Origin of the sequence: Streptomyces sp. BK022 (assembly GCF_004217355.1) — a bacterium.
Classification (GTDB): Bacteria; Actinomycetota; Actinomycetes; order Streptomycetales; family Streptomycetaceae; genus Streptomyces; species Streptomyces griseoluteus.
The window spans coordinates 113,341-139,814 of record NZ_SHKU01000008.1 but is presented as its reverse complement, the minus strand read 5'-3'; the positions used below and the strand labels follow the sequence as shown (position 1 = coordinate 139,814).

The 26,474-nt window shown below is 73.3% G+C and carries 30 protein-coding genes and 1 tRNA gene; 15 read left to right on the top strand and 16 right to left on the bottom strand.

The window, feature by feature from the left end:
• Nucleotides 1-94 precede the first annotated feature (94 nt).
• On the top strand, nt 95-1,090 hold the full coding sequence (locus EV284_RS29660; protein ID WP_130339603.1) for a PAC2 family protein: 996 nt from the start codon (nt 95-97) through the stop codon (nt 1,088-1,090).
• Between the two features lie 50 nt (nt 1,091-1,140).
• Here EV284_RS29660 and mshC read toward each other — a convergent pair whose 3' ends face one another.
• The 4 genes from mshC to EV284_RS29640 form a co-directional block, all read right to left on the bottom strand.
• A complete protein-coding gene (gene mshC, locus EV284_RS29655; protein ID WP_130339601.1) occupies nt 1,141-2,370 on the bottom strand; it encodes a cysteine--1-D-myo-inosityl 2-amino-2-deoxy-alpha-D-glucopyranoside ligase in 1,230 nt (409 codons plus the stop codon).
• 113 nt (nt 2,371-2,483) lie between these two features.
• Complete coding sequence (locus EV284_RS29650) at nt 2,484-3,329, bottom strand: SCO1664 family protein (RefSeq protein ID WP_130339599.1); 846 nt, start codon at nt 3,327-3,329, stop codon at nt 2,484-2,486.
• Nucleotides 3,293-3,883 (bottom strand): DUF3090 domain-containing protein, encoded by a 591-nt coding sequence (locus EV284_RS29645; RefSeq protein ID WP_086693440.1) that lies wholly within the window; start codon nt 3,881-3,883, stop codon nt 3,293-3,295. Before EV284_RS29645 ends, EV284_RS29650 begins: the two co-directional genes overlap by 37 nt.
• Before the next feature lie 105 nt (nt 3,884-3,988).
• On the bottom strand, nt 3,989-4,675 hold the full coding sequence (locus EV284_RS29640) for a histidine phosphatase family protein (RefSeq protein ID WP_130339597.1): 687 nt from the start codon (nt 4,673-4,675) through the stop codon (nt 3,989-3,991).
• A gap of 99 nt (nt 4,676-4,774) precedes the next feature.
• On the opposite strand from EV284_RS29640, the gene corA reads away from it, so the two are divergent.
• Nucleotides 4,775-5,773 (top strand): magnesium/cobalt transporter CorA, encoded by a 999-nt coding sequence (gene corA / locus EV284_RS29635; protein WP_130339595.1) that lies wholly within the window; start codon nt 4,775-4,777, stop codon nt 5,771-5,773.
• A gap of 1 nt (nt 5,774) precedes the next feature.
• Here the strand turns inward: corA and EV284_RS29630 are convergent, their stop codons facing one another.
• Nucleotides 5,775-6,563, bottom strand: coding sequence for a ferritin-like domain-containing protein (locus tag EV284_RS29630; protein WP_130339593.1), 789 nt, complete (start codon nt 6,561-6,563; stop codon nt 5,775-5,777).
• A 208-nt stretch (nt 6,564-6,771) separates the two neighbouring features.
• Complete coding sequence (locus EV284_RS29625; protein WP_130339591.1) at nt 6,772-7,827, bottom strand: LLM class F420-dependent oxidoreductase; 1,056 nt, start codon at nt 7,825-7,827, stop codon at nt 6,772-6,774.
• A 171-nt stretch (nt 7,828-7,998) separates the two neighbouring features.
• On the opposite strand from EV284_RS29625, the gene EV284_RS29620 reads away from it, so the two are divergent.
• The gene (locus EV284_RS29620) at nt 7,999-8,982 is read left to right on the top strand and encodes an aldo/keto reductase (protein WP_130339589.1); all 984 of its coding nucleotides are present in this window, start codon (nt 7,999-8,001) and stop codon (nt 8,980-8,982) included.
• On the top strand, nt 8,979-11,360 hold the full coding sequence (locus tag EV284_RS29615) for a helix-hairpin-helix domain-containing protein (RefSeq protein ID WP_242625866.1): 2,382 nt from the start codon (nt 8,979-8,981) through the stop codon (nt 11,358-11,360). The genes EV284_RS29620 and EV284_RS29615 overlap by 4 nt, the downstream gene beginning before the upstream one ends.
• 60 nt (nt 11,361-11,420) lie before the next feature.
• On the opposite strand, the gene EV284_RS29610 is transcribed toward EV284_RS29615, so the two are convergent.
• Nucleotides 11,421-12,116, bottom strand: coding sequence for a hypothetical protein (locus EV284_RS29610; protein ID WP_130339587.1), 696 nt, complete (start codon nt 12,114-12,116; stop codon nt 11,421-11,423).
• Between the two features lie 47 nt (nt 12,117-12,163).
• On the opposite strand from EV284_RS29610, the gene EV284_RS29605 reads away from it, so the two are divergent.
• Nucleotides 12,164-12,352 carry a DUF5703 family protein gene (locus EV284_RS29605; RefSeq protein ID WP_046732800.1) on the top strand — a complete coding sequence of 63 codons (189 nt, stop codon included), beginning with the start codon at nt 12,164-12,166 and terminating at the stop codon, nt 12,350-12,352.
• 93 nt (nt 12,353-12,445) lie between these two features.
• On the opposite strand, the gene EV284_RS29600 is transcribed toward EV284_RS29605, so the two are convergent.
• From EV284_RS29600 to EV284_RS29590, 3 genes are all read right to left on the bottom strand, one after another.
• Complete coding sequence (locus EV284_RS29600) at nt 12,446-13,381, bottom strand: chaplin (RefSeq protein WP_130339585.1); 936 nt, start codon at nt 13,379-13,381, stop codon at nt 12,446-12,448.
• A 121-nt stretch (nt 13,382-13,502) separates the two neighbouring features.
• Entirely contained in the window at nt 13,503-13,736 is a 234-nt protein-coding gene (gene chpH, locus EV284_RS29595) for a chaplin ChpH (protein ID WP_130339583.1), read from the bottom strand.
• A gap of 156 nt (nt 13,737-13,892) precedes the next feature.
• Complete coding sequence (locus EV284_RS29590) at nt 13,893-15,218, bottom strand: M20/M25/M40 family metallo-hydrolase (protein WP_130339581.1); 1,326 nt, start codon at nt 15,216-15,218, stop codon at nt 13,893-13,895.
• Nucleotides 15,219-15,406: 188 nt separating this feature from the next.
• Here EV284_RS29590 and EV284_RS29585 point away from each other — a divergent pair.
• Nucleotides 15,407-15,494 (top strand) — tRNA-Leu (locus EV284_RS29585).
• Between the two features lie 93 nt (nt 15,495-15,587).
• A complete protein-coding gene (locus EV284_RS29580; RefSeq protein WP_130339579.1) occupies nt 15,588-15,998 on the top strand; it encodes a YchJ family metal-binding protein in 411 nt (136 codons plus the stop codon).
• Between the two features lie 7 nt (nt 15,999-16,005).
• Here the strand turns inward: EV284_RS29580 and EV284_RS29575 are convergent, their stop codons facing one another.
• A complete protein-coding gene (locus EV284_RS29575; protein ID WP_130339577.1) occupies nt 16,006-16,707 on the bottom strand; it encodes a FadR/GntR family transcriptional regulator in 702 nt (233 codons plus the stop codon).
• A 141-nt stretch (nt 16,708-16,848) separates the two neighbouring features.
• On the opposite strand from EV284_RS29575, the gene EV284_RS29570 reads away from it, so the two are divergent.
• The 3 genes from EV284_RS29570 to EV284_RS29560 all read left to right on the top strand — a co-directional run bounded on the left by EV284_RS29570 (nt 16,849) and on the right by EV284_RS29560 (nt 19,642).
• The gene (locus EV284_RS29570; protein WP_130339575.1) at nt 16,849-17,361 is read left to right on the top strand and encodes a gluconokinase; all 513 of its coding nucleotides are present in this window, start codon (nt 16,849-16,851) and stop codon (nt 17,359-17,361) included.
• A gap of 105 nt (nt 17,362-17,466) precedes the next feature.
• Complete coding sequence (locus tag EV284_RS29565) at nt 17,467-18,864, top strand: gluconate:H+ symporter (RefSeq protein ID WP_086693410.1); 1,398 nt, start codon at nt 17,467-17,469, stop codon at nt 18,862-18,864.
• Nucleotides 18,865-18,877: 13 nt separating this feature from the next.
• Nucleotides 18,878-19,642: an SDR family oxidoreductase gene (locus EV284_RS29560; RefSeq protein ID WP_130339573.1), complete on the top strand. Its 765-nt coding sequence runs from the start codon at nt 18,878-18,880 to the stop codon at nt 19,640-19,642.
• 10 nt (nt 19,643-19,652) lie between these two features.
• Here EV284_RS29560 and EV284_RS29555 read toward each other — a convergent pair whose 3' ends face one another.
• From EV284_RS29555 to EV284_RS29545, 3 genes are read right to left on the bottom strand one after another with little or no spacing between them, the layout of a single operon-like run.
• Nucleotides 19,653-20,279: a cytochrome b/b6 domain-containing protein gene (locus EV284_RS29555; protein WP_130339571.1), complete on the bottom strand. Its 627-nt coding sequence runs from the start codon at nt 20,277-20,279 to the stop codon at nt 19,653-19,655.
• Nucleotides 20,263-21,018 (bottom strand): molybdopterin-dependent oxidoreductase, encoded by a 756-nt coding sequence (locus tag EV284_RS29550; RefSeq protein WP_130339569.1) that lies wholly within the window; start codon nt 21,016-21,018, stop codon nt 20,263-20,265. The genes EV284_RS29555 and EV284_RS29550 overlap by 17 nt, the downstream gene beginning before the upstream one ends.
• Before the next feature lie 49 nt (nt 21,019-21,067).
• Nucleotides 21,068-22,048, bottom strand: coding sequence for a hypothetical protein (locus EV284_RS29545; RefSeq protein ID WP_130339567.1), 981 nt, complete (start codon nt 22,046-22,048; stop codon nt 21,068-21,070).
• A 319-nt stretch (nt 22,049-22,367) separates the two neighbouring features.
• On the opposite strand from EV284_RS29545, the gene EV284_RS29540 reads away from it, so the two are divergent.
• From EV284_RS29540 to EV284_RS29525, 4 genes are read left to right on the top strand one after another with little or no spacing between them, the layout of a single operon-like run.
• Nucleotides 22,368-23,279, top strand: a complete 912-nt coding sequence (locus EV284_RS29540; protein ID WP_207229169.1) for a DMT family transporter — start codon at nt 22,368-22,370, stop codon at nt 23,277-23,279.
• 17 nt (nt 23,280-23,296) lie between these two features.
• Nucleotides 23,297-23,824 carry an NUDIX domain-containing protein gene (locus EV284_RS29535; RefSeq protein WP_130339563.1) on the top strand — a complete coding sequence of 176 codons (528 nt, stop codon included), beginning with the start codon at nt 23,297-23,299 and terminating at the stop codon, nt 23,822-23,824.
• A 21-nt stretch (nt 23,825-23,845) separates the two neighbouring features.
• Complete coding sequence (locus EV284_RS29530; RefSeq protein WP_130339561.1) at nt 23,846-24,238, top strand: DUF202 domain-containing protein; 393 nt, start codon at nt 23,846-23,848, stop codon at nt 24,236-24,238.
• Nucleotides 24,226-24,549 carry a DUF202 domain-containing protein gene (locus EV284_RS29525; RefSeq protein ID WP_130339559.1) on the top strand — a complete coding sequence of 108 codons (324 nt, stop codon included), beginning with the start codon at nt 24,226-24,228 and terminating at the stop codon, nt 24,547-24,549. The genes EV284_RS29530 and EV284_RS29525 overlap by 13 nt, the downstream gene beginning before the upstream one ends.
• A 183-nt stretch (nt 24,550-24,732) precedes the next feature.
• Here the strand turns inward: EV284_RS29525 and EV284_RS29520 are convergent, their stop codons facing one another.
• Nucleotides 24,733-25,209 (bottom strand): YbaK/EbsC family protein, encoded by a 477-nt coding sequence (locus tag EV284_RS29520; RefSeq protein ID WP_130339557.1) that lies wholly within the window; start codon nt 25,207-25,209, stop codon nt 24,733-24,735.
• Nucleotides 25,210-25,237: 28 nt separating this feature from the next.
• Nucleotides 25,238-25,789, bottom strand: coding sequence for a GNAT family protein (locus tag EV284_RS29515; RefSeq protein WP_130340047.1), 552 nt, complete (start codon nt 25,787-25,789; stop codon nt 25,238-25,240).
• A 51-nt stretch (nt 25,790-25,840) separates the two neighbouring features.
• Here EV284_RS29515 and EV284_RS29510 point away from each other — a divergent pair, with 51 nt between their 5' ends.
• The gene (locus tag EV284_RS29510) at nt 25,841-26,434 is read left to right on the top strand and encodes a TetR/AcrR family transcriptional regulator (protein WP_242625865.1); all 594 of its coding nucleotides are present in this window, start codon (nt 25,841-25,843) and stop codon (nt 26,432-26,434) included.
• Nucleotides 26,435-26,474: the final 40 nt, after the last annotated feature.

The window sequence follows — 26,474 nt, the reverse complement described above, 5'->3', positions numbered from 1 at the left end:
TCCGTTCAGCCCCTTGCGAGGGGGCTGCTGAGGCTCCCGCAGGACGCCGTAAGGTTGGGTGGTCAGGCGAGAGCACGTCGGAAGGAGGCACTGGGTGATCGAGCTGGAGGGTGTTCCCGAGCTGATCGACCCAGTCATGGTGGCCGCGTTCGAGGGCTGGAACGATGCCGGTGACGCCGCTTCCACGGCGGTCGGGCATCTGGAACGCGAGTGGAAGGGCGAGGTGTTCGCGGCGCTGGACGCCGAGGACTACTACGACTTCCAGGTGAACCGCCCCACGGTCTTCATGGAAGGCGGCGTACGCAAGATCACCTGGCCGACGACCCGGCTGTCGGTGGTCCGCGTCGGCGGGGACAAGCCCCGTGACCTGGTGCTGGTGCGCGGCATCGAGCCGTCGATGCGCTGGCGCTCGTTCTGCAACGAACTGCTGGGCTTCGCCCACGAGCTGGGTGTGGAGCTGGTGGTGATCCTGGGCGCGCTGCTCGGCGACACCCCGCACACCCGCCCGGTCCCGGTCAGCGGGGTCACCTCGGACGGTGACCTGGCGCGCCGGATGAACCTGGAGGAGACCAAGTACGAGGGCCCGACGGGCATCGTCGGGGTGCTCCAGGAGGCGTGCACGCACGCCGGGGTGCCCGCGGTGTCACTGTGGGCGGCGGTGCCGCACTACGTCTCCCAGCCGCCCAACCCCAAGGCCACGCTGGCACTGCTGAACCGTCTGGAGGACCTGCTCGACCTGCGTATACCGCAGGGCGAGCTGCCCGAGGACGCGCGTGCCTGGCAGACGGGCGTGGACCAGCTGGCGGCCGAGGACAGCGAGGTCGCGGAGTACGTGCAGACGCTGGAGGAGGCCCGCGACACCGCCGAGCTTCCCGAGGCGTCCGGTGAGGCCATCGCGCGCGAGTTCGAGCGGTACCTGCGGCGCCGGGACGTCGGCGGGCCCGGTGGGCACGCCACGGCGGACGGCGCGGAGAGCGGGCCGTACCGCCGGGACACGCCGAGCGGCCGTACCCGTCCGCCCAAGCCGCCGAAGCCGGAGGCGCCGGGCGCCTCCGAGGGCGGCGACGAGCCGGACGGCTCGGAGGACTGAGAAAGCGGGGGCGGTACCCGGTCGGGTACCGCCCCCGCTTGTCTCTCGGCTCAGAGAGCCACGCCGAGCAGCGCGTCCACGGTGCGGCTGACGACGCCGGGGGCGCCGATGTCGGTGCCGCCCTCCGCCTCCTGACGGGCCGCCCAGCGATCCACGGCCGCGAGTGCGGCGGGCGCGTCCAGGTCGTTCGCCAGGGCCTCGCGGACCTCGTCCACCAGCGCGTCGGCCGAGGGGCCGTCCGGGCGGGAGACGGCGGCGCGCCAGCGGCCGAGGCGGTCCACGGCGTCCTGGAGCACCTGGTCGGTCCACTCCCAGTCGGAGCGGTAGTGGTGGGAGTGCAGGGCGAGCCGGATGGCGGCCGGGTCGACGCCGTCGCGGCGCAGTGCGGAGACGAAGACGAGGTTGCCCTTCGACTTCGACATCTTCTCGCCGTCCAGGCCGACCATGCCGGCGTGCACGTACGCCTTGGCCATGGGGAACTCGCCGGTGAGCACCTGGGCGTGGGAGGCGCCCATCTCGTGGTGCGGGAAGGCGAGGTCGGAGCCGCCGCCCTGGACGTCGAAGGTCATGCCCAGGTGGTCCAGCGCGATGGCGACGCACTCGATGTGCCAGCCGGGGCGGCCCCGGCCGAGCGTGCCGCCGTCCCAGCTCGGCTCGCCCTCGCGGGCCGCGAGCCACAGCATCGGGTCGAGCGGGTTCTTCTTGCCGGGCCGGTCCGGGTCGCCGCCGCGCTCGGCGGACAGCGCGCGCATGGCGGCCGCGTCCAGGTTCGAGACCTGGCCGAAGTGCGGGTCGGCGTCGACGGAGAAGTAGATGTCGCCGTCGAGGTCGTAGGCCGCGCCCAGTTCCCGCAGCCGTTCCACGAGCGGGACGATGCCGGGTATGGCCTCGACGGCGCCTATGTAGTGCTGGGGCGGGAGCATCCTGAGGGCGGTCATGTCCTCGCGGAACAGGGTGGTCTCCTGCACGGCGAGGTCGGCCCAGTCGACGCCGTCCCGGGTCGCGCGCTCCAGCAGCGGGTCGTCCACGTCGGTGACGTTCTGGACGTAGTGGACCTGCCGCTTGGTGTCGAGCCACACGCGCTGGACGAGGTCGAACGCGTTGTAGGTCGCCGCGTGACCCATGTGGGTCGCGTCGTACGGCGTGATGCCGCAGACGTAGATCCGGGCGACGGGACCGGGGTCGAGGGTGACCGGACCGTCGGTCGCGGTGTCGTGAATCCTCAGGTCGCGGCCCTGACCAGGCAGGGCGGGGACCTCGGAAGCGGGCCAGGCATGCATGTACATGAGCGTAACCGGCCATGAGCTGGGGCTACGAACCGGATCACGCCCAAGGCGGCCGGATGGCCGGATGGGCGCTCTTGCGCCAGGTGGCTTTCCCGTGCTCGCCGGTCTCAGACCGGGGGCCAGGGGATGGCGGGCCACTCTCCGGTGGGTTCGGGGTGGCGGCCGGTGGCGAGGAGGTCGTCGACCCGGGCGCGGGTGGCGTCGATCTCGGCCGGGGTGAGCAGCGGGGCCAGCGTAGCGGCCAGGGTTCCGCCCTCGGCGAGGGCGTCGCGCAGGGAGGCGAGGACCTCCCGGGCCTCCTCGGTGAGGGGTTCGCCGGCCCAGCCCCACAGCAGGGTGCGGAGCTTGTTCTCGGCGTTGAAGGAGACGCCGTGGTCGATCCCGTAGAGATGCCCGGCGACGGTGGGCAGGAGGTGGCCGCCCTTGCGGTCGGCGTTGTTGATCACGGCGTCCAGGACGGCGAGGCGGCGCAGCCGGTCGTCGTCGGCGTGCACGAGCAGCGCGGTACGGCCCTCGCCCACCTCGGCGAGACCGATGGCCTTCCAGCCGGGCCCGGCCTCCTCGCCCTCGGCGAGCGCGAGGAGTTCGGCGTCGGTGCTCACCTCGATCCAGAGCTGGCACATGCCCTCGCCGTAGGGCCCGTCGCGCAGTACGGTCGGCGGGATCAGGTCCCAGCCGGTCGCCCTGGACACCTCGTAGGCGGCGACCTCGCGGCCGGCCAGGGTGCCGTCGGGGAAGTCCCACAGGGGGCGCTCCCCCGCGACCGGCTTGTAGACGCAGGTGGCCTCCTGGCCGTCGAGGGCGACGGTGCAGAACAGCGCGGCGTTGGAGGCGTCCCGGATGCGGCCGCGTACGGTCAGCTCCCCGTGGGCGAGCAGTTCGGCGGCGTCCGCGTCGGTTCCCGTGTCCGCGGCGCTCACGCTCCCCGGCGGTATCCGTTCTGGCGCGGACATACGTGTCCTTCCGGGTCGAGCGGGAGGCTGCACAGCGGGCACGGCGGCCGCCCGGCGTTGACGACGTCCAGGGCGCGCTTGGCGAAGGCCCTGGCCTGCGCGCCGGTGAGCCGGACCCGCAGCATCGGGGGCCCGTTCTCCTCGTCCTGGAGGAGGCGTTCCTCGGCCTCGGCGAGGTCCTCGGCGGTCTCGGCGTCCAGCTCCACCAGGGCCTGGGCCTCGACGACCATGCGCTGTTCCTCGCCGTCCCAGGCGAGCGCCATGGTGCCGACGCGGAACTCCTCCTCGACCGGACTGTCCAGCGGGCCGGTGTCGGCGATCTCGACGGGGGCGACGGCGGGCACCGCGGCGTTGCCGCCGCTGCGCCGCACGACCTCGTCGAGAAGCTCGTCCATGCGTTCGGCGAGCGCGGCGACCTGGGCCTTCTCCAGGGCCACGCTGGTCACCCGCGGGCCCGCGGTGGCCTGGAGGAAGAACGTACGGCGTCCGGGCAGTCCGACCGTGCCGGCCACGAAGCGGTCCGGCGGGTCGTAGAGGAACACCTGACGGGACACGTCCTGTCTCCATTGGGTTCGGGATCGTTCGAGCGGTTCAAGCGGTCGGTACGGGCGTGCGGGCACACCGTGCGGCCGACCGCCTCACCCTACTGCGGGCGGCGATCACGGTGCGCCCGCACCGCCCCCGACCGGTGCGTCGTCGTCCGGGGGCGTCTCGCGGGGGGCCAGCGAGGCGAGGTCGCCGGTCTCGCCGAGGCGGACCAGATAGGGCCGCAGCCGGGTGTAGCGGATCGCGGTGACCGAGCAGGGCTCCACGGAGACGCGCTGGAACAGGTCGAGGTGGAGGCCGAGGGCGTCGGCCACGATCGACTTGATGATGTCGCCGTGGGAGCACATCAGGTACACGGCGTCGGGACCGTGCTCGCTCTCCACGCGCGCGTTCCAGTCGCGTACGGCCGCGACCGCGCGGGTCTGCATCTCGCGCATGGATTCGCCGCCGGGGAAGGCGGCGGCGGACGGGTGCGTCTGGACGACCTCCATGAGGGGTTCGTCCTTCAGCTCGGCCAGTTTGCGGCCCGACCAGTCGCCGTAGTGGCACTCCCCGATGCGGTCGTCGGTGCGGGGGGTGAGACCGGGGCGGGCTTCCAGCAGTGGCCGCATGGTCTCCTGGCAGCGCTGGAGGGGGCTGACGACGATCTCGGCCAGCGGCAGGCCGTCGAGGCGGCCCGGCAGGGCGGCGGCCTGCTCGGCTCCGCGTTCGTCGAGGGCGACGCCGGGGGTCCAGCCGGCGAGGAGCCCCGCGGTGTTGGCGGTGGAACGGCCGTGCCTAACGAGGATCAGGGTGGGCATGCGGCCCAGCGTAGACCGGCGCCGCCGGGCGGTGACCGGGGGCGCACAATGAGGGGGCCCCGAGTGCGTTCGGGGCAGGACGGCGGGAGAATACGCTCCGTGATCTTCGACTGTGCCATCTACCGTGACGGGCATCGGACCGACTCGTCCGGCGATCCGGCGAAAGCCCTGCGGGAGGCGCGTGCGTCCGACGACGCGTTCGTGTGGATCGCGCTGCACGATCCGACGGCGGACGAGTTCGAAGAGGTCCGCAAGGTCTTCGGGCTGCATCCGCTGGCGGTCGAGGACGCCCTGAAGGCCCACCAGCGCCCCAAGCTGGAGACGTACGACGACTCGCTGTTCGTGGTGCTGAAGCCGGTGTTCTACGAGTCGGCGCGCGACACGGTGACCACGGGCGAGGTCATGCTCTTCCTCGGCGACTCCTTCGTGGTGACGGTGCGGCACGGCGACTCCTCCCCGCTGCCGGAGGTACGGCAGCGGCTGGAGGGGGACCCGGACAAGCTGCGGCACGGCCCGACCTCGGTCCTGTACGCGGTGGCGGACGCCACCGTGGACCAGTACCTGGAGGTCGCCACCGAGCTGGGCACCGACCTGGAGGAGCTGGAGGCGGACGTGTTCTCGCCGTCCGACGCCGGGACGCGGGACACCGCTTCGAGGATCTACCTGTTCAAGCGGCAGGTGCTGGAGTTCCGCCGGGCGACGGTGCCGCTGACGGTGCCGATGGCCCGGCTGGCGGGGATGGGGCAGTCCGCGACCCCGGTGCCGTTCGTGGACCCCGCGGCGCGGCCGTTCTTCCGGGACGTCAACGACCACCTGACGCGCGTCAACGAGTCGGTGGAGGGCCTGGACCGGCTGGTGTCCGACATCCTCTCCGCGCATCTGGCGCAGATGGGTGTGCGGCAGAACGACGACATGCGCAAGATCTCGTCCTGGGCGGCGATGGCCGCGATCCCGACGCTGATAGCGGGCATCTACGGCATGAACTTCGAGCACATGCCGGAGCTGCGCTGGGTGTGGGGCTACCCCACAGTGGTCGCGGTGATGGCGGTGCTGGAACTGCTGCTGTACCGGAACTTCAAGCGGCGCGGCTGGTTGTAGCTCACACCGGTTCGGTCGCCCTGGGGGCGGGCCCGCCGAGGGCGTCGCGCCGCTCGGGCATCTCCAGGGTGACCATGCGGCGCCAGCCGACGGCCCGCTCCCACGCGTACAGGGCGTGGATGCCGGCCGCGAGGAGCGCGTTCCTCGCGGCGGACCAGCCAAGGACGCGGCCCATGCGGGCCATGACGGCGAGGCTGACGTCCCGGTGGATCCGGATCTCCGCGAGCGCGCTCTCCCGCAGGACGCGCTGGATGGTCCGGCCGTGGCCCCGGGAGGCCAGGCGCAGGAGCTCCTCGTGGCAGTAGGCGAGGTGGTTGTCCTCGTCGTGGGAGATCATGCGCACCGCGCGCCCGAGGTCGGGGTGGTCGCCGAAGTGCCGGAGCAGCATCCGCATCTGTTCGGAGGCCCGCTGCTCGGTGACCCGGCTGTGCGCGAGGTAGGTGACGACGTCCAGTTCGGTCAGCGGCCGGTCCGCCTTCAGCTTGTCGTGGGCGAGCCCGATGCCGTGGCGTTCGAGGAGCATCGTGTAGTCGGTGTCGGGCGGGACCTCGACGGGCTTCAGGCCGCGTTTGCGCAGCAGGGCCTCGAAGATGCGGCCGTGCTTGTCCTCGTCGGCGCCGTGCCGGGCGATGCGGGGCGCGAGGCCGCGGGCGCTCTCGGGGACCAGGGCGGCGATCCTGCCGTTCTCCCAGCCGCCCTGGGACTCGCCGCTGGCGGCGATGGAGCAGAAGAGCCGGAAGGACGCGTCGTCGTCGAGGATCTCCTGGAACAGGCTCTTGGCCGAAAGCATCGCGGGCCCCTCTCTGCACGATTCCGCAGAGAAGTAGTCAAATGCGGGTCAAGGGGGCGCGCAACAGGAGGACATCCGCGCTGGGCCGAAGGAGGGACGCGTGGGGGCGTAACCCCGTCCGGCCCGGCGCGTTGTTCCCCGTGACGGCCGTGGCGGGGAAGACCCCCCGAGCCCCCACCACGGCCGCGAACCTCTCCCCCGGCCCCCGTCAGGCGAGGCCGGCGCGCTCCAGGGCCTCGGCGCCGCCGCGCAGGGCCGCGAGCCGCTCCTCCAGGGTGAAGCCGGCCGGGGCGAGCGTGAGGGTGGTGACGCCGGCCGCCGCGTAGGCCGCCATCCGGTCGGCGATGCGGTCCACCGAGCCGAGCAGGGTGGTCTTGTCGATGAGGTCGTGCGGGATGGCGGCCGCGGCGCCGTCCTTGTCACCGGCCAGGTACTTGTCCTGGATCTCGGCGGCCTCCTTCTCGTACCCCATGCGCTGGGCGAGCCGGTTGTAGAAGTTCTGCTGCCGGCTGCCCATGCCGCCGACGTAGAGCGCGGTGTAGGGGCGGAAGGTGTCCGCGAGCCGGGTCACGTCGGCGTCCTCGCCGAGCGCGAGCGGCACGGTGGGGCAGATGTCGAAGCCGTCCAGGGTCTTGCCCGCCTTCTCCCGGCCCGCGCGCAGGTAGGAGACGGCGGTGTCCTCCAGGTGCTCGGCGGAGGGGAAGATCAGCAGGGCCCCGTCGGCGATCTCGCCGGTCTGCTCCAGGTTCTTCGGGCCGATGGCGGCGATGTAGAGCGGGATGTGCTCGCGCTGCGGGTGCACGGTCAGCTTGAGCGGCTTGCCGGGGCCGCCGGGCAGCGGCAGCGTCCAGTGCTCGCCCTCGTACGACAGGCGGTCGCGGGTCATCGCCTTGCGGACGATGTCCACGTACTCGCGGGTGCGGGCGAGCGGCTTGTCGAACTTGACGCCGTACCAGCCCTCGGAGACCTGGGGGCCGGAGACGCCGAGGCCGAGGCGGAAGCGGCCGCCGGACAGCGAGTCCAGGGTCGCCGCGGTCATCGCGGTCATGGCGGGCTGGCGGGCCGGGATCTGGAAGATCGCGGAGCCCACGTCGATCCGCTCCGTCTGCGCGGCGACCCAGGTGAGCACCGTGGCGGCGTCGGAGCCGTAGGCCTCGGCGGCCCAGCAGACGCTGTAGCCGAGCCGGTCGGCCTCCTGCGCCACGGCGAGGTTGTCCCCGTCCATCCCGGCGCCCCAGTAGCCGAGGTTGATCCCGAGCTGCATGCCGATCCCCTTACTCGCAAGTAACGTATCTGTGGCCGACCTTAGCGATCCTTTCCCGCGCGGCCCACCCCGGCGGGGGTGTCACGGGGGTGTCCAGGCCAGGCGTCGCGGCCGGGTCCCGTTGTCCACAGGCAACCCACGGCAGCAGCTCTGGCCAGTAATCTCGCGCTCATGGAGCAGAGGCATCTCGGCCGTACCGGCCTGCGCGTGTCCCGGATCGGACTCGGCACCCTCACCTGGGGCCGGGACACCGAGGAGCACGACGCCGCGGACATGCTGAAGGCGTTCTGGGAAGCGGGCGGCACCCTCGTCGACACCGCGGACGTGTACGGCGACGGGGCGGCCGAGTATCTGCTCGGGCGGTTGACGGACTCCCTGGTGCCCCGCGAGGACCTGGTGATCTCCACCAAGGCGGGCAGCGTGCCCGATCCCGACCGCCCGGCCGACGGCTCCCGCGGACATCTGCTCGCCGCGCTCGACGCCTCGCTGGAGCGGCTGGGCACCGACCATGTCGACCTGTGGCACATCCACTGCCACGACCCCTCCACCCCGCTGGAGGAGACGCTCCAGGCGCTCGACCTCGCGGTCGGCAGCGGGCGCGCGCGGTACGCGGGGGTGTCCAACTTCTGCGGCTGGCAGCTGGCCAAGGCCGCCACCTGGCAGCTCGCCGCGCCGGGCGTCCGCACCCGGCTGGCCGGGACCCAGCTCGAGTACTCGCTGCTCCAGCGGGGCGCCGAGCGCGAGGTGCTCCCCGCCGCGCTCGATCTCGGCGTCGGGCTGCTGCCCTCCTCCCCGCTGGGCCGGGGCGTGCTGACGGGGAAGTACCGGGGCGGTGTGCCGTCCGACTCGCGCGGTGCCTCCGAGCACATGGCGCCCTTCGTCGAGCCGTATCTCGACGACACCGCGAGCAGGATCGTGGACGCGGTCACCACGGCCGCCGACGGGCTCGCGGTCACCCCGCTCCAGGTGGCCCTGGCCTGGGTCCGGGACAGACCCGGCGTCACCGCCCCGATCGTCGGAGCGCGCAACGCACGGCAGCTCGCGGCGGCGTTGTCGGTGGAGGCGCTTAGTCTTCCTGACGAGATCTGCCGGGCGCTGGACGACGTGTCGGCCCCGGTGCACCGCTACCCCGATCACGACTGGAGCACCCTGTGACCACGGAGCAGACGCCTGCCGGCGACACGGAAGGGGCCGCTTCCCCGGCCCCCACCCCGGCCGAGGGCACCTCCGGCGGAGCGACGGAAGCCGGGACGGAGACTGCCGGGGCCGGCGGGGCCGAGGTGTCCGCGGGCGGTGACGAGTCCGGTACCGGGACGGCCAGCGGCGGCCGGGACGACGCCGGGGCGCCGGACGCCGGTGAGCCGGGCAGCGGTGGCCGCGCGGACGATGCCGACGGGCCGGCCCGGACGCCGTCCGCCGGGGCAGCCGAGGACGCGGGCGCGGTCTCCGGGGACGGCGGAGCGGAACTGGACGCCGGTGGCGCGGAGAGCGGCGGCCCCGCGGCCGGGGCGGGTGCGCCGGACGCTGCCGACGGCGCGAGCGCTCCCTCCGAGGCCGAGGCCGAGCTGGCCGCTCAGCGGGTGGAGCGGGAGCGGATCGCCCGGCGTAAGGCGGAGCGGCGGGGGCCGGTGGAGAGCGGGGGGAAGCTGAGCGGCAAGGCGGCTGATCTGCTGGCCGCCGTGCGGGCCGTGGAGAGCGGGGAGAAGGTGAGCGCGCGCGGCTTCACCGAGCCCGCGCCCGCGCCCCGGCGGCCCGCGCCGGAGCCGGTGCGGCGACCGGAGCCCGTGCCGGTGACGGCCGTGCCGGACGCGGAGACCGTGGGAGCCGTACGGGCGGTGCTTGCCGAGGGTGGAGCCCCGGAGGCGTTGGCCCCGCAGGTGGTCGTCACCCTCGGGGACGGTGCCGAGGACACGCTGCGCGCCGATCCCTGGCAGTTGTTGCGGGTCGCGGGAGTGCGGCCGGAGCAGGCGGACGGGTTCGCACGGGCCCTGCTGGGCGCGGAGTGCCGTCCCGATGACGAGCGGCGCGGGCGAGCGCTGACGGTGTGGCTGCTGGAGCAGGCAGCCGTCGCCGGGCACACCGCGCTGGACCTCCCGGCGCTCACCGAGGCTCTCGGCAAGCGGGCGGTGCCGGACCCCGACGAGGCCGTACAGAGCGCGCTCGCGGAGGGCGACGCCCTCGTCTTCCAGGACGCCCTGGAGGAACCCGGGGCCCAGCCCGCCGCGGCCGAGACGGACGAGGAGGAGGTCCCGGTCCGCGTCCTCGCCGGTCTGGAGCGGTACGCCCTCGCCGAGGAGAGCCTCGCGGACGCGCTGGCCCGGCTGGTGAACTCGGTGCCCAAGGAGACCGAGGAGCCCTGGGAGGCGGCCGTGGCCGCGCTGACCAGGGGCGCGGCCGACCTCGCCCGCCAGGTCGCCCGGCACGGCCTGGTCCTGCACACCGGTGGCGAGGCGGCCCGGGCCGAACCCGCCGCCCTGCTCGGCGCCGCCCGCGCGGCGGGCCTGCGCGCGTTCGCGGTCTGCCACACCCCCGACGGCGCCCGGCGCTGCGCCGCGCACCTGGGCGAGGAGCCCGGCGGAACCGTGGGCACCGTCGCGGGCCTGCTGTCCGGCGCCTCCGGCCCCGGCCGCGACGCGGAGGGCGCGCTGGACCTGGACCTGCTGATCGTGCTGGACGCGCCCCAGCTGGACGTGGAGGCCGCCGCGATGCTGGCCGAGTCGCTGCCCGACGGCGCACGGCTCGTGCTCAGCGGCGACCCCGCGGTGCTGTGGTCGGCCGGTCCGGGCCGGGTCTTCGCGGATCTGCTCGCCGTCCCCGCCTGCCCGCAGGTCGCCTCCCGCGTCCCCGACCCCGGCCCGCTCGGCGAACTGGTCTCGGGCATCGGGGTGGGCGAGCTGGCCCAGGTCGAGGCACCCGGCAAGGAGATCGTGATCGTCCCGGTCCGGGACGCGGGCGAGGCGGTGCACCGCACCGTGCAGTTGGTCGCGGACTCGGTGCCGCGCGCGTTCGGGGTCCCGCCCGAGGAGACCGTGGTGATCACGCCGGGCCACGGCGGCGCCGCCGGCACCCGCGCACTCAACACGGTCCTGAAGGAGCGGCTGAACCCCGGCCCCGGCCGCTTCGGCGGCTTCGACCCCGGCGACCGGATCGTGTACTCCCCCGCACCAGGCCGTACGGTGCCGGGCCGCGTGGTCCGCGCGGACGCGGAGGGGCTGCACCTGGAGTGCGCGGGCGCGCCCGTGGTCGTCCCCAGGGAGCTGGTGGAGAGCCGGGTCCGGCACGGCTGGGCCCTGACCGCGCACCAGGCGGTGGGCGGCCGCTGGCCTGCCGCCGTGGTGGTGCTCCCCGGTGACGCGGCGGACGTGCTGTCCAGGCCGTGGGTCTACACCGCGTTCGGCCGGGCGGACCGGCACCTGTCGGTCGTCCACGGCGTGGAGCAGGCGCTGCCCAGGGCGGTCGCGGAGAGCGTGGCCAAGCCGCGTACGACCCGGCTGCGGACGCTGCTGCGGGTGCAGCTCCCTCCGGCGGGCTGAGCCCGCGCGGACACGGCGGTGCCCGTACCGGATCACTCCGGTACGGGCACCGCCGTGCGTTCACCGGTCGCGGTCGAGTGGCTCCAGATCGTCGTCGGCCAGCTCGTCCAGGAGCGTGCCCGGCACGTCGGCGTCGTCGTCGCTGTCGTCCCGGTCGAAGACCGCGCTGACGTCGAAGCGGCAGATCACCTGCTGCGGGTCGGCCTCCTCGAACGGGGCCTCCAGCCATTCACCGGGCTCGGCCGCCTCCTCCGCCGCGGTGACCCAGAGCGTGGAGTCACCCTCCGCGAGACCGAACTCACGGTGCCGGGACGCGATCTCGTCCGGCTCGAACTCGCCGAACAGGATGCCCAGCGCGCCGGGGACGGTGTTCGCGGTGTCGTCCTCGGTGAGGGCGTCCTCGAACTCGGCGGCCTCCACCCGCTGGGCCTGGGCCAGCAAGCGCTGGGGCTCGGCCACCGTGTAGTCGCGGCGGATCAGGACGCTGACGGCGTGGGGCTCCTCCGGTCCCGTGTACGGCGGCAGCGAGTCGTCGGCTCCGGGGATCTCGAAGGGGGTGACCTCGTCGTAGCGGTCGTAGAGCAGCTCGTCGTACACCTCGCCGGCCGCCGCAAGCTGATTGAACGCCTCGTGGACGGCCGGGTCGTCGTCACCCGTCCTGCGTTCGACGGCCGCCAGGTGGCGGTCGAGCGCGGTCTTGACCGCCTCGGCGGCGGCGCGTACCTCGGCAGCGGTGGGCTGCGCAGCATCAGACATAGTGCAGACGCTATCCGTACCGGGCACCAGCCCGCACAATAGATGCGATGCCGGAATACGAATTTGTCGACGTGTACGTCCCCCGCGGGGTGTCCCGCAAGGAGGCGACGCGCCTACTCACGGACCATGCCGAGTACGGACACTGGGAGTTGGACCGACTGAGCCTCATGCGCGACGGCAGCCGCAGGGTGCGGTTGCGCCGGCGGATCATCCGCCAGGTGCGGGCCACGTGGTGAGCGGGAGCACATGACCGGAAGCGGGCCCCGCCGTCCTGCGGCAGGGGCCCGCTCCGTCTTCCGGGTGGCCGTTCTCGCGGGTGGCCCGTCGGGTCAGGCCGCGTTGCGCGCCTTGCGGTACAGGACCGCGCCGGCGAGGACCGCGCCCGCGCCGGCCGACAGCGCGAGGCCGAGGGGCAGGTCGTCACCGGTGTGCGCGAGCTGCCCGCCCGAGGCGTGGCCGTAGCCGGCCTGGGAGGCCCCCTGCCGGGTGTGGTCACCGCCGGTGGAGGGGGTGGCGGGCGTGCTGGGGGCGCTCGGCCGGCCCGGAGTGGCGGGAGTGTCGGGGTTGCCCGGCTGACTGGGGTTGGCAGGCGTTCCGGGGTTGCCGGGAGTACCGGGGTTGCCGGGATTCCCAGGAGTGCCGGGGTTCCCGGGCGTACCCGGATTCCCAGGAGTACCGGGGTTGCCTGGGGTGCCGGGCGTACTCGGGTTGCCAGGAGTACCGGGAGTGCCGGGGTTTCCGGGGTGGTGCCCGTGATGGCCGGGCGGGCAGTCCCCGTGGTGGCCGGGGTGACCCGGCGTGCCCGGATGGCCGGGTCGGCCCGGCGGAGTTCCGTGCTCCCGCCCGTGCCCCCCGTTCCCGCACCGCTCGCCCCCCGCCGGATTCCCCACGCCGATCACGTCGACGCTGTTCCCGCACAGGTTGACCGGCACGTCCACCGGCACCTGGACGGTGTTCCCGGAGCCCACTCCCGGTGAGTCGGCGGTGTGGGCGCCCGCGTGCGCGCCCCCCGACGCACCGCGCGCCCCGTTGCCGCAGGCGTTCCCGGCGGCCGGGTTGAGCAGGCCCACCACGTCGACGGTGTTGCCGCAGGCGTTCACCGGCACGTGGACCGGGACCTGCACGGTGTTGCCGGACAGTACGCCGGGCGAGCGGGCGGCGGAGCCGGCCGCTCCCGCGTCGGCGTGCGCGTATCCACTGGCCGCCGCGATCACTCCGGTCGCGGCCGCCATCGTCATCAGGCCCTTACGGGTGCCCTGTCGCATGTTCTGATCCCCCCTGGGATGTCCCTGCTTCGACTGGGTGCGTAACCGGTCGGCCCCGGAGCGCGGGAATCGCGCTTCCGGGGCCGACGGTTCGCTGAAGACGCCTTGTGAACGGCTGACGTCAGTCGTTGACGCAGGTGTTGCCGAAGGCGGGGTTCAGGAGCCCGATCACGTTGATCGTGTTGCCGCAGAGGTTCACCGGCACGTGCACCGGCACCTGGACGACATTGCCGGACAGGACGCCCGGCGAACCCACGGCGGCACCGCTGGCACCGGCGTCGGCGGCGGCCATGCCCGCACCCGCGAGAACCAGTCCACCGGTGGCGACCGCGGCAGCGACGACCTTCTTGATCATTATTCCTCCTAGTTGGAAACGCGGCCCCAAGGTGCGGGGTCACATCACGAGTAACGAGGAGGGAGTAATCGGGCTACGAGCTTATCGTCGCATTCACTCTTCTCAGTTGATCTCGTACACCTGCCTGATTACCGGCGACGGCGGCCGCCCGGACGGTCAGGAGGCGCCGATGAACCGGTCGAGCACCCGCACGCCGAACTGGAGCCCGTCGACCGGAACCCGCTCGTCCACGCCGTGGAACATCCCGGCGAAGTCCAGCTCCGGCGGCAGCTTGAGCGGAGCGAAGCCGAAGCCGCGGATGCCGAGGTCGTCGAACGACTTGGCGTCCGTACCGCCGGAGAGCATGTACGGCACCGCACGCGCGATCGGGTCCTCGGCCAGCAGTGCGGACTGCATGGCCTCCACGAGGGCACCGTCGAAGCTGGTTTCGACCGCCTTGTCCGCATGGACGTCCGAGCGGCGCACGTTCGGGCCCAGCAGCCGGTCGAGGTCGGTGAGGAACTCCTCCTCGTGCCCCGGCAGGAACCGGCCGTCGATGTGCGCGGTGGCCTCGCCGGGGATGACGTTGACCTTGTAACCGGCGTTCAGCTGGGTCGGGTTGGCGGTGTTGCTGAGGGTGGCGCCGATGAGCTTGGCGATGCCGCCGAGCCGGGCGAGGGTCGACTCCATGTCCTCGGGGTCGAGTTCGGTGCCGAGCGCGTCGCCGAGCTCGTCCAGGAAGGCGCGGGTGGTCTTGGTGACCCGTACCGGGAACTTGTGGCGGCCGACGCGGGCGACCGCCTCGGACAGCTCAGTGATGGCGTTGTCGCGGTGGATCATGGAGCCGTGCCCGGCGGTGCCGGCCACGGTCAGCTTCATCCAGTGCATGCCCTTCTCGGCCGTCTGGATCAGATAGAGCCGGCGCTGCTCGTTCACCGTGAAGGAGAACCCGCCGACCTCGCTGATCGCCTCGGTGACGCCCTCGAACAGCTCGGGGTGGTTGTCGACCAGGTACCGGGCGCCGTAGGTGCCGCCCGCCTCCTCGTCGGCGAGGAAGGCGACGACGATGTCGCGCGGGGGCTTGCGCCCGCTGCGCAGCCGGTCGCGGACGACCGCGAGGGTCATCGCGTCCATGTCCTTCATGTCGACGGCGCCGCGCCCCCACACGCACCCGTCGGCGACCTCGCCGGAGAAGGGGTCGTGGGTCCAGTCGTCCGCGTTGGCCGGCACGACGTCCAGGTGGCCGTGGATCAGCAGGGCCGGCCGGGACGGGTCCTCGCCCTCGATGCGGGCGACGGTGGACGCGCGCCCCGGATGCGACTCGAAGATCTTCGGCTCGAGGCCGACCTCGGCGAGCTTCCCGGCGACGTACTCGGCGGCGGCGCGCTCGCCGGGGCCGGAGTGGTCGCCGTAGTTGCTCGTGTCGAACCGGATCAGCTCGCGGCAGAGGTCCACGACCTCGTCCTCACCGGTGACGCCCCTGGTCGTGTCCGTCTCGCTCACGCTGCTTCCTCCCGCTGTCACTGCTGGTGGGTCACCCCCATCCTCCCCCTCCCCGGCCCGTTCACGTCCACCCCGCCACAGGGCGTTCACACGGCGGGGGCCGGGGCCGGGGGGTGATCGGACACCCTCGAAAGCCTGGTAATGTTTCCTTCGTCGCCGCGGGGAACGCCCCGCACGACAGACACCTTGTCCGGGTGGCGGAATGGCAGACGCGCTAGCTTGAGGTGCTAGTGCCCTTTATCGGGCGTGGGGGTTCAAGTCCCCCCTCGGACACCACTGAAGGACCCCTGGCGATCAGGGGTCCTTCTGTTTTTCCGGGGCCCTTCTGCTTTTTCCGGGGTCCGGGCGCGGTCCGGCACAATGGCGCGCATGGCCCGTCGCACCTCCCGTACGCCGTCCCGTACCGCCGCTCCCGCCTCCTGCCCCTGCGGGCTGCCGGGGGCCTACGCCGACTGCTGCGGCCGGTTCCACTCGGGGGCGGCCGCGGCGCCGAGCGCGGAGGCGCTGATGCGGTCGCGGTACAGCGCGTTCGTGGTGGGGGACGTGGCGTATCTGGTGCGGACCTGGCATCCGCGGACGCGGCCCGAAGAGCTGGAGCTCGATCCCGGTACCCGGTGGACGGGGCTGGAGATCCTGGACACCGGGGGCGGGTCCGCCTTCCACTCGACGGGGACCGTGACGTTCCGGGCCTCCTACCGGGGCGGTTCGCTGCACGAGCGGAGCCGGTTCGAGCGGGTGGACGGGGCGTGGGTGTACGTCGACGGGGAGTTCCTCGACTGACCGCGCCCTACGGCACCAGGATGTCGAGTTCCTGGAGCGCGCCCACGGTGATCTCCCGCGTCAGTTCCTCCGCGCGGGCGCTGTCGCCGGCGCGGACGGCCTCGGCCACCCGGACGTGCAGGGTGACGGCCGGCGGGTCGGGGTCGGCGAACATCACGTCGTGATGGGTGCGGCCCGCGAGAACCTCGGCGACGACGTCCCCGAGCCGGGCGAACATCTCGTTGCCGGAGGCCGTGAGGATGATCCGGTGGAAGGCGATGTCGTGGATCAGGTACTGGTCCAGCTTGTGGCCGCGTGAGTTGGCGACCATGCCGAGGGCGCACTCGGTGAGTTCGGCGCACTGCTCGGCGGTGGCGTTGCGGGCGGTCAGGCCCGCCGCGACGGGCTCGATCGCGGAGCGCAGCACGGTCAGCGAGCGCAGCTGGTGCGGGCGGTCGGCGCCCGCGAGGCGCCAGCGGATGACCTGCGGATCGTAGACGTTCCACTCGTGCTTGGGGCGGACCGTGACGCCGACGCGGCGGCGGGAGGCGACCAGGTGCATGGACTCCAGCACGCGCACCGCCTCGCGCATGACGGAGCGGGAGACGTCGAACCGCTGGGCGAGTTCGTCGGTGCGCAGCACGCTGCCCGGCGGGTACTCGCCCGCCGTGATCGCGGGGCCGAGGGTGTCCAGTACGCGGCCGTGCAGCCCCCGGCCCGGTGTGCTCATGCACTCAGCGTACGGCCTGGATCACAGCCATAAAAAGTCAGACTTATATGTCACACCCACTTGAATTTGTCGTACCTAATGGGTTTCAGTACATCGACGCCGGAGTACGGCGTCGATGTCGAAGAAGACAGCGAGGCAGTCATGCGCACCCCCCAGGTCGTCGTCGTGATGGGCGTCGCCGGGACGGGCAAGACCACGATCGGTCCTTTGCTCGCCGCCCGGCTGGGCGTCCCGTACGCCGAGGGCGACGACTTCCACCCGCAGGCCAACATCGACAAGATGACGGCGGGTACCCCCCTGGAAGACGCCGACCGGTGGCCGTGGCTCGATGCCATCGGGCGCTGGGCGCACGGCCGGGTGGGGCTCGGCGGGGTGGTCAGCAGCTCGGCGCTGAAGCGGTCGTACCGCGACCGGCTGCGGGCCGAGGCCCCCGGTGTGGTGTTCGTGCACCTGACCGGCAGCCGTGAGCTGATCGAGAACCGGATGGCCCAGCGGCAGAACCACTTCATGCCGACCGCGCTGCTGGACTCGCAGTTCGCCACGCTCCAGCCGCTCCAGGCGGACGAGGCGGGTGTCGCCGTCGACGTCAGCGGGTCCCCCGAGGAGATCGCCGAGCGGGCGGCCGAGGCTCTGGCCGCGTTCGCCGCCGCGTAGTCCCCCTCCGCAGTACCGCAGTACCGCAGTACCGCAGTACCGCAGTACCCCTTTTTCTCCACCCCCCTCATGTCCCCCGAATCCCCGTAACCGCAAGGGAATCCCGTGACCAGACTCAGCGTCGAGATGCTGGCAGCGGACACCGTCCAGCCGATCACCTCGGCCGGCCACGCCCAGCTGGGCATAGCCGTCCTGGCGGGCATCGCCGTCATCGTTTTTCTCATCACCAAGTTCAAGCTCCACGCCTTCCTCGCCCTGACCATCGGTTCGCTGGTGCTCGGAGCGGTGGCCGGTGCCCCGCTCGACAAGGCGATCGTGAGCTTCACGACCGGCCTCGGCAGCACGGTCGCCGGTGTCGGTGTGCTGATCGCGCTCGGCGCGATCCTCGGCAAGCTGCTCGCCGACTCCGGCGGCGCCGACCAGATCGTCGACACGATCCTCGCCAAGGCGGGCGGCCGTGCGATGCCGTGGGCCATGGTGCTCATCGCGTCCGTGATCGGTCTGCCGCTGTTCTTCGAGGTCGGCATCGTGCTGCTGATCCCGGTCGTCCTGATGGTCGCCCGGCGCGGCAACTACTCGCTGATGCGGATCGGCATCCCGGCGCTGGCCGGTCTGTCCGTGATGCACGGCCTGATCCCGCCGCACCCCGGCCCGCTGGTCGCGATCGACGCGGTCAAGGCCAACCTGGGTGTCACGCTGGCCCTCGGCATCGTGGTCGCCATCCCGACCGTGATCATCGCCGGTCCGCTGTTCTCGAAGGTCGCCGCCCGCTGGGTGGACGTCCAGGCGCCGGACCGGATGATCCCGGAGCGCGCCTCGGAGAGCCTCGAGCGCCGTCCGGGCTTCGGCGCCACGCTGGCCACCGTGCTGCTGCCGGTGGTGCTGATGCTGGCGAAGGCCCTGGTGGACATCGTCATCGACGACCCGGCCAACATGACCCAGCGGGTCTTCGACGTGGTCGGCTCCCCGCTGATCGCGCTGCTCGCCGCGGTGATCGTCGGCTTCTTCACGCTGGGCCGCCCCGCGGGCTTCACCAAGGGCCGGCTCCAGCAGACCGTCGAGAAGGGCCTGATGCCGATCGCCGGCATCCTGCTGATCGTCGGCGCGGGCGGTGGCTTCAAGCAGACGCTCATCGACTGCGGTGTGGGCCAGATGATCCTGGACATCTCCAAGGACTGGTCGATCCCGGCGCTGCTGCTCGCCTGGCTGATCGCGGTGGCGATCCGGCTCGCGACCGGCTCCGCCACGGTGGCGACGGTCTCGGCGGCCGGTCTGGTCGCGCCGCTCGCGGCCGACATGTCGACCACGCACACCGCCCTGCTGGTGCTGGCCATCGGCGCCGGTTCGCTCTTCTTCAGCCATGTCAACGACGCCGGCTTCTGGCTGGTGAAGGAGTACTTCGGCCTGAGCGTCGGCCAGACGGTGAAGACCTGGTCGGTGATGGAGACCATCATCTCGGTGGTCGCCGGCGGCCTGGTGCTGCTGCTCTCACTGGTCATCTAGGAGCGGTACGGCGATGACGGCCCACCCTCTCTTCGACATCAGCGGCCGTACGGCCCTGGTCACCGGTTCCAGCCGGGGCATCGGACTCGCCCTGGCCCGTGGTCTCGCCGAGGCGGGCTGCACCGTGGTCCTCAACGGACGTGACGGCGCGCGCCTCGCGCGGGCGGCGGCGGAACTGCCGGGCGACCGGGTGCACACGGCGGTGTTCGACGTGACCGACGGCCCCTCGGTGGCCGCCGGGATCGCCGAGGTCGAGGAGCGGGTGGGCCCGCTGGACATCCTGGTCAACAACGCGGGGATGCAACTGCGGGCACCACTGCTGGAGTTCACCGACTCCGACTGGCACCGCATCCTCGACACCAATCTCACCAGCGCGTTCCTCACCGGCCGCGAGGCCGCCCGGCGGATGACCGGGCGCGGCCGGGGCAAGATCGTGAACGTCTGCTCGCTGCAGAGCGAGGTGGCCCGCCCCGGCATCGCGCCGTACGCGGCGACCAAGGGCGCGCTGAAGATGCTCACCAAGGGCATGTGCGCGGACTGGGGTCCGCGGGGCGTGCAGGTCAACGGGCTGGGGCCCGGTTACATCGAGACCGAGCTGACCCGGCCGCTGGTCGAGGACACCGAGTTCAGCGCGTGGGTGCGGGGGCGGACCCCGGCCGGTCGCTGGGGGCGTACCGAGGACCTGGTGGGCGGGCTGCTGTTCCTGGTCTCCCCCGCCGCCGACTTCGTCACCGGCCAGGTGCTCTACGTCGACGGCGGCATGACGAGCGTGCTCTGAGCGCGCGCCTTCACGGGCGCCAGAGCGGGTGTTCCCGCTCCGCCCACTCCCGGCTCACGGTGCCGGTGCGCAGTCCCCGCCGTGCCTCCGGGTCCCCGAGGGCCTTGCCGATGTGTCCCGCGAGCACCACGCCGACGGCGAGGGCCAGCCAGTCGTGCACGAAGGTGGCCGAGGTGCGCCACAGCAGCGGGGCGAGATGGGTGAACCACATCATCAGGCCGGTGCCGAGCATCACCAGGACGGCCCCGGCGATCCAGGCCGTGTAGACCTTCTGCCCCGCGTTGAACTTGCCCGCGGGGCGCTCCGCGTACCGCCGGTCCCGGCGCAGGGCGGCGCGCAGCCAGCGCCGGTCGTGCGGGCCGAACCGGTTGAGCGCGCCCAGGTCGGCGCGGAAGGCCCGCGAGACCAGGCCCAGCAGCACCGGCGCCGGCAGCGCGAGCCCGGCCCACTCGTGGACGCGTACGACGAGTTCGCGGCGGCCGACCAGGACGGCGAGCTGGGGCACGTAGAGGCAGGCGGCCGTGGCCACGCAGACGGCCATGAGGGCGGCACTCGTGCGGTGGACCCAGCGTTCGCCGGGCGTGAAGCGGTGGACACGGGCACCGGCGGGCGCCGGGGTGTCAGCTCGTAGGGTCATCGGTCCGTCCGTTCGAGCGGCCGACCCAGGCGTCGACGTCGTAGCCGAGTCTCTCCCAGTAGCCGGGCTTGACGTGGTCGCTGACGGTGATGCCGGAGAGCCACTTGGCGGACTTGTAGAAGTACATCGGGGCGACATAGAGGCGGACGGGGCCGCCGTGGTCGTGGCCGATGTCCTCGCCCTGCATGCCCAGCGCCACCAGGACGTCAGGGCGGCGGGCCTGGTCGAGGGTGAGGCTCTCGGTGTAGGTGCCGTCGAAGCAGGTGAAGCGGATGGCCCGGGCGGTGGGGCGGACACCGGCCGCGTCCAGCAGGGTGCTCAGGCGGACGCCCTCGAAGGGGGTGCCCGGCACACGCCAGCCGGTGACGCACTGGACGTCCCTGGTCAGCCGGGTGCGGGGCAGGGCGCGCAGGTCGGCGAGGGTGTAGGCGCGGGGGTGGTCCACCAGGCCGTCGACGGTGAGCCGGTAGTCGGCCGGGCCCTTGTGCGGGACGGAGGCGGCGACGGAGTAGTACCGGAAGCCGCCGCCGTTGGGGAGCAGGCCGCTCAGGCCGGTGGGGTCCTGGCCGGAGAGGGCGCCGAGCGCGCTCTCCGCGCCGCGTTGCAGCCAGGGCGCGGTGGCGACACCGAGCGCGCCCAGGCCGAGGGTGCCGAGGAAGAGACGGCGGCCGATGGGCCTGCCGTGCGCGTCGGGGTCTTCGGCGGGATCGGGGGCCTGCCGGTCCGGGTGGGGGGTCACGTCGTCATTCGAGCACGGCCGGGGGCCGTGGGGCCAGTGCCCGCCGGGGTCAGCCGGTGGCCAGGGCGTGGGCACGGGCCTGATGGAAGGCGGTCCAGGGGTCCTGGCCGGTGTAGGACCAGGGGGCGCGGGTGGCGTGCGGGCCGATCCGGTGGAAGAGGGCCGCGGCCTCGGCGGGGCGCCCGGCGGCGGACATGGCGAACGCCAGGTGGTTCAGATCGAGGTGGCGCCGGGGGTGTTCGTCGTGCTCCCACTCCAGCCACCAGTCGAACGCGGCCCGCAGTACCCGGCGGGCGCGGGGGCCGGTCCAGTGGGCGCAGGGGGCCGGGCCGGGGACGGCCGGGGCGAGACCGGCGGCGGCGAGGACGCGGTGGCGTTCGGCGTACGCGACGACCGGGAGGACGGCGAGCGGGGAGTCGGCGGGGGCCTCGGCGGCGGCGCGCTCGGCCGTGTCGTACGCCTCGTGGGACTCGGGGCCGCCGGGCGGGCGTTCGGCGAGGCCGGCGATGAGCAGGTGGTGGCCGTGGTGGTGCTCGGGGTGGCGGGCGCGCAGCTCCTTGAAGGCGGCGGTCAGTTCCGCCTCGGGGCCGAGGGCGCGGGCCAGCAGGAGCAGACCGAGCCAGGGCGTGGGGTCGGCGGGCGCCAGTCCGGCGGCGGTGCGGCAGGAGGCGCGGGCGTGCTCGGGGTCCTCCTCGCCGCCGAGCGCGCGGTGGACCAGGGCGAGGGCGAGCAGGGTGGCCGCGTCGGCGGAGCCGGGTTCGGCGAGCAGCCACTGCCCGGCCCGGCTGTGGGCGCCGGGATCGGCGGCGAGCACGGTGACCCGGTGGCCCCGGCGGTCCCACTCGTCGCCGGTGTGCAGCAGCAGGGAGCGGGCAGACTGCCAGCGGCCCTGGGCGAGGGCGGCGCGCGCGGCGAGGAGTTCGGCGTCGCCGAGGGCGGCGTCGAAGGTGCCGGAGTGCTCCGGGGCGAGGCCGCCGGGCGGGTCCGAGGGGGCCCGGTCTGTGACGGGCGGGGGCGGGGTCAGGGGCACCGCGGGACTTCCTGTTTTTCGGGCTGCCATCGGCCGATCACTCACAGCAAACTCCCCGCCTAGGTTTGCGTCAAGCGGAATCGAAGTGTTGCTCCGTCCAACCACCGCGGCAGCAGAGGGACTTGGGGCACAGGTGCCCTGGTCGGCGCCGGTCAGTCCGGTCCGGGGGCGGCGGGTGTGGCGTACGCCATGGCGCCGGGGAGCGCGGAGACGGAACATGACCGGACGGTTCCCCCGAAACGTGTCCGGTTCCGGGCACTCTCCACAGTCCGGGCCTTGCGGGGCGCTACAGTCGGCCTACGCAATCGTGGCCCGGCCGATGATCGAGGTACGCAGCGTGTCCGTTCTGGTTCTCCTCCTCGCCGTGAGTGCCGCGGCGTGCCTGGGGTTCGGGTTCGTGCTCCAGCAGAACGTGGCGCGTGAGGCGCCCCCGAGCGACTTCCTCTCCTTCCGGCTGCTGCTCGACCTGATGCGGGTGCCGCGCTGGCTGGGCGGTACCGCGCTGATGGTGGCCGGCATGGCGCTGGGCGCGGTGGCGCTCGGCAACGGCGAGATCTCGCTGGTGGAGCCGCTGCTCGCCACGAACCTGCTGTTCGCGCTCGCCCTGTCCCGCCGGCAGACCGGTCAGCCGGTGGGCCGGCAGGGCTGGGCGGGGCTGGTGCTGCTGGCGGGCGGGGTGAGCACGTTCATCCTGGCGGGCCGGCCGCGCGGCGGCAGCGCCGTCACCGACCCGGTGCGGCACTGGCTGATCCTCGGTGTGACGGTGGGGGTGGCGCTGGCGCTGGCCGGCTGGGCGAAACGCTCGCGGACCACCTGGAGCCCGGTGCTGCTGGCGACGGCCGCCGGGCTCCTGTACGGCGTGCAGGACGCGCTGACCCGGGTGAGCAGCATCCGCTTCCGCGAGGGCGGCTTCACCGAACTCTTCAGCGGCGGGCACCCGTACGCGGTGCTGGCGCTCGGGGTGACCGGGCTGCTGCTGGTGCAGAGCGCGTTCGAGACGGCCCCCTTGCGCAGGTCGCTGCCCGCGCTGACCGCCGCCCAGCCGCTCGCGGGCATCCTGTGCGGGGTCGGCTTCCTCGGCGACCGGCTGCACACCGACACCGGGGCGCTGGCCTGGGAGGCGGCCGGGCTCGCGGCGATCGTCGGGGGCATCGTGCTGCTGGGGATGCACCCGGCGATGCCGTGCGGCACGGCCGAGGAGCGGCCGGTACGGGACCTTCAGCGCAACTGAGCTGCTTGGATGGCGGGATGAACCCCGCCGACGAGATTCTCGACATCGTGGACGAGCACGACCGTGTCGTCACCCAGGCCCCGCGCGGCGAGGCGTACGCCAGGGGGCTGCGCCACCGCTGCGTCTTCATCCAGGTCCGCGACGCCGAGGGCCGCCTCTTCGTGCACCGGCGCACCGCCGGCAAGCTGGTCTTCCCCGCGCTGTACGACCTGTTCGTGGGCGGGGTGGTCGGCGCGGGCGAGTCCTACGACGAGGCGGCGCTGCGCGAGGCGGAGGAGGAGCTGGGGGTGAGCGGGCTGCCCGAGCCGACGTACCTCTTCAAGTTCCTCTACGAGGACGAGAGCGCGGGCGGGGCCGGGCTCGGCTGGTGGTCGGCGGTGTACGAGGTCCGCTGCGACCTGCCGGTGCGACCGCAGGTGGAGGAGGTGCAGTGGCACGCCTTCCTCACCGACGAGGAGGTCGCCGCGCGGCTCGGCGAGTGGGAGTGGGTGCCGGACGGGCTGGCCGCGCACGAGCGGCTGAGGGCGTTCCGGGCCGCCGGGTGACGCGCCGGTAGGGTCCGGCGTGTGAGCGAATTCGTACGCAACGTCCGGCTCTGGCTCGAACCCGAGCGGGTACGGGAGCAGGGCACCACCCCGGACTACCGGTTCTCGCTGGCCAACGAGCGGACCTTCCTGGCCTGGCTGCGGACCGCGCTGGCGCTGATCGGCGGCGGTTTCGCGGTGGACCAGTTCCTGCCGCATCTGCGCTGGGCGTGGCGGGTGGGGCTGGCGCTGGCGCTGCTGGGCGCGGGGGTGCTGTGCGCGCTGCGGGCGGTGCACCACTGGGTGCGCTGCGAGCAGGCGATGCGGCGGGGCGAGGACCTGCCGGTGTCCCGGTTCCCCGCGGTGCTGAGCCTGCTGGTGGCGGTGGTCGCCGTGGCGATGGTCGTGGTGGTGCTGGCCGGATGGGCGGGATGACCGCTCCGGCCCGCGACGCGGGGCTCCAGCCGCAGCGCACCCGGCTGGCGTGGCGGCGTACGACCCTGTCGGGCACGGTGACCGCGGTGCTGGCGATACGGGCCGGTGCGCGGGCGTCCAGTCCGCTGACCGGGGCGGTGCTGGTGCTGCTGTGCTCCGTGTGCTGGCTGGCCTTTCTCGCGCTGGCCCATCTGCGCATCCGCACCCTGGCGACGAGCCCGGAACCGCCCACGCTCACCCCGCGCCTGGTAGGGGCGGCGACGGGGTGCGCGGTGGCGCTGGCGGTGTGCGCGGCGGTGCTGGTGGCCTAGGGGGCGTCTCCCCGGTCTTCGCGGGCCCGCGACGCCTGGCACGGCACCTCGCCGCACGGCCGAATCGCCCAAGTACGTCCAGTACGAGGACGACTCGACCGCACGCCGAGGCACCGCACCAGACGCCGCGGGCTGATCCACGAAGATCGAGGAGACGCCCCCTGGGGCCCCGCGCGGCAGGCCCTAGTCCGCGGCCACCACTGCGGGTTCGCCGTCCGTCATGCGCACCAGCTCCGCGAAGGTGGTGGGGAAGACGGTGTGCGGCATGCCCGCGCCCGCCCAGACCTGCCCGTGCCCCCGCAGCGCGACGTCGACCAGCGTGCGCACGGGCCGGGGATGGCCCACGGGCGCCACGCCACCGACCTCCTGGCCGGTCACCTCGAGGACGAACGCGGGGTCGGCGCGCCGGATCCTGCCGCGCCCGACCCCGGTCAGGCGGGCCAGCAGCCGGGTGTCGACCCGGTGGGCGCCGCTGGTGAGTACGAGCAGGGGCGTGCTGTCCACGGAGAAGACCAGGCTGTTGGCGATCGCGCCCACGGTGCAGCCCAGTTGGGCGGCCGCGTCGGCGGCGGTGGGGGCGGGGGCGGGCAGTTCGACCACCTGCGCGGCGCTGCCGTGCTCCCGCAGGGCGGTGCTGACCCGTCGTACTCGCTCGTGCATGAGGTTCCTCTCCCGGCGGGGGCGTCGGTCACCGCTCCCGAGCGTGCCACTCCGGCGCGAGGACCGCCCAGACGTGCTTGTCGTGCCGCGTGCCCGCGTACGGCCACGCCTCGCGCCGCACGCCCTCCAGTGTCATGCCGAGCCGCTTAGCCACCGCCGCGCTGCGGTCGTTGTCGGCTCGGCAGTGCCACTCCGCCCGGTGCAGGCCACGGGTGCCGAAGGCCCAGTCGAGCAGGGCGGTGCAGGCGGGCGTGACCAGGCCGTGGCCCTCGGCGGACGGCTCCAGCCAGCAGCCGACCTCGCACGAGCCGAGAGCCGTGCTGAAGTCGGTGAACATCACGCCGCCGACCAGGGTGCCGTCCCGCCATATGCCGTACAGGCGGCCGCCGTCGGCGGCCTGACGGGCCGCGTACCGCTCCAGCGTGGCCCGTGCGCCCGGCACGTCCTCGGTGACGAATCCGGCGCCGACCCACGGGCGGATGTGCTCGCGGGCGCGGTCCAGGTGCCCGGCGAACTCCTCGGCGTGCCAGGGCTCCAGCGGAGCGAGGTGCGCGCCGTCGCGCAGCGGCAGCAGGAACATGTGGGCCTCCCCGTTCACATAACAAGCGTTATGGCAATGTACCGTGGCGGCATGCCACGTACCAAGGGAGATCACGAGGCCCGTCGGCGGGAGGTCTCCGAGGCGGTCTGGCGGGTCATGGGCACGCGCGGCTTCGCCGGGCTGACGCTGCGCGCCGTCGCCACCGAACTCGGCGCGACCACCGGACTGCTCACGCACTACTTCCCGACCAAGCGGGCTCTGGTCGAGCACGCCCTCGACCTGCTCGAACAGCGCACCCTCGCCCGCCCGCGCCGCTCCGGCGGGCCGGGGCTGGCGGCGCTGCGGGACGCCCTGCTCGACATCCTTCCGCTGACGCCCGAGGCGGCGAACAGCAACCGCGTCTGGGTCTCCTCCTGGGACACCGCCCTGTCCGACCCCGCCCTGAGCGCGGGCCACGCCCGCAGGTACGCGGAGGGCCGCACCCGCCTGACCGAACGCGTGGCGGCCGCCCAGGCTCTGGGTGAGCTGACCCCCGGCGACCCGGCCGATGTCGCGACGGGAGCCCAGTCCTTCGCCATCGGCCTGGTGGTGCAGGCTCTGCTCGCTCCGGCGCAGTTCCCGCCCGAGCGGCAGGTGGAGCTGCTGGACGAGTACCTGGCCGGGCTGACCCCCCGCACCGGGTGACGGCCCGGACCGCTGCCGGCGACCGGCCACCCGGCGCGCG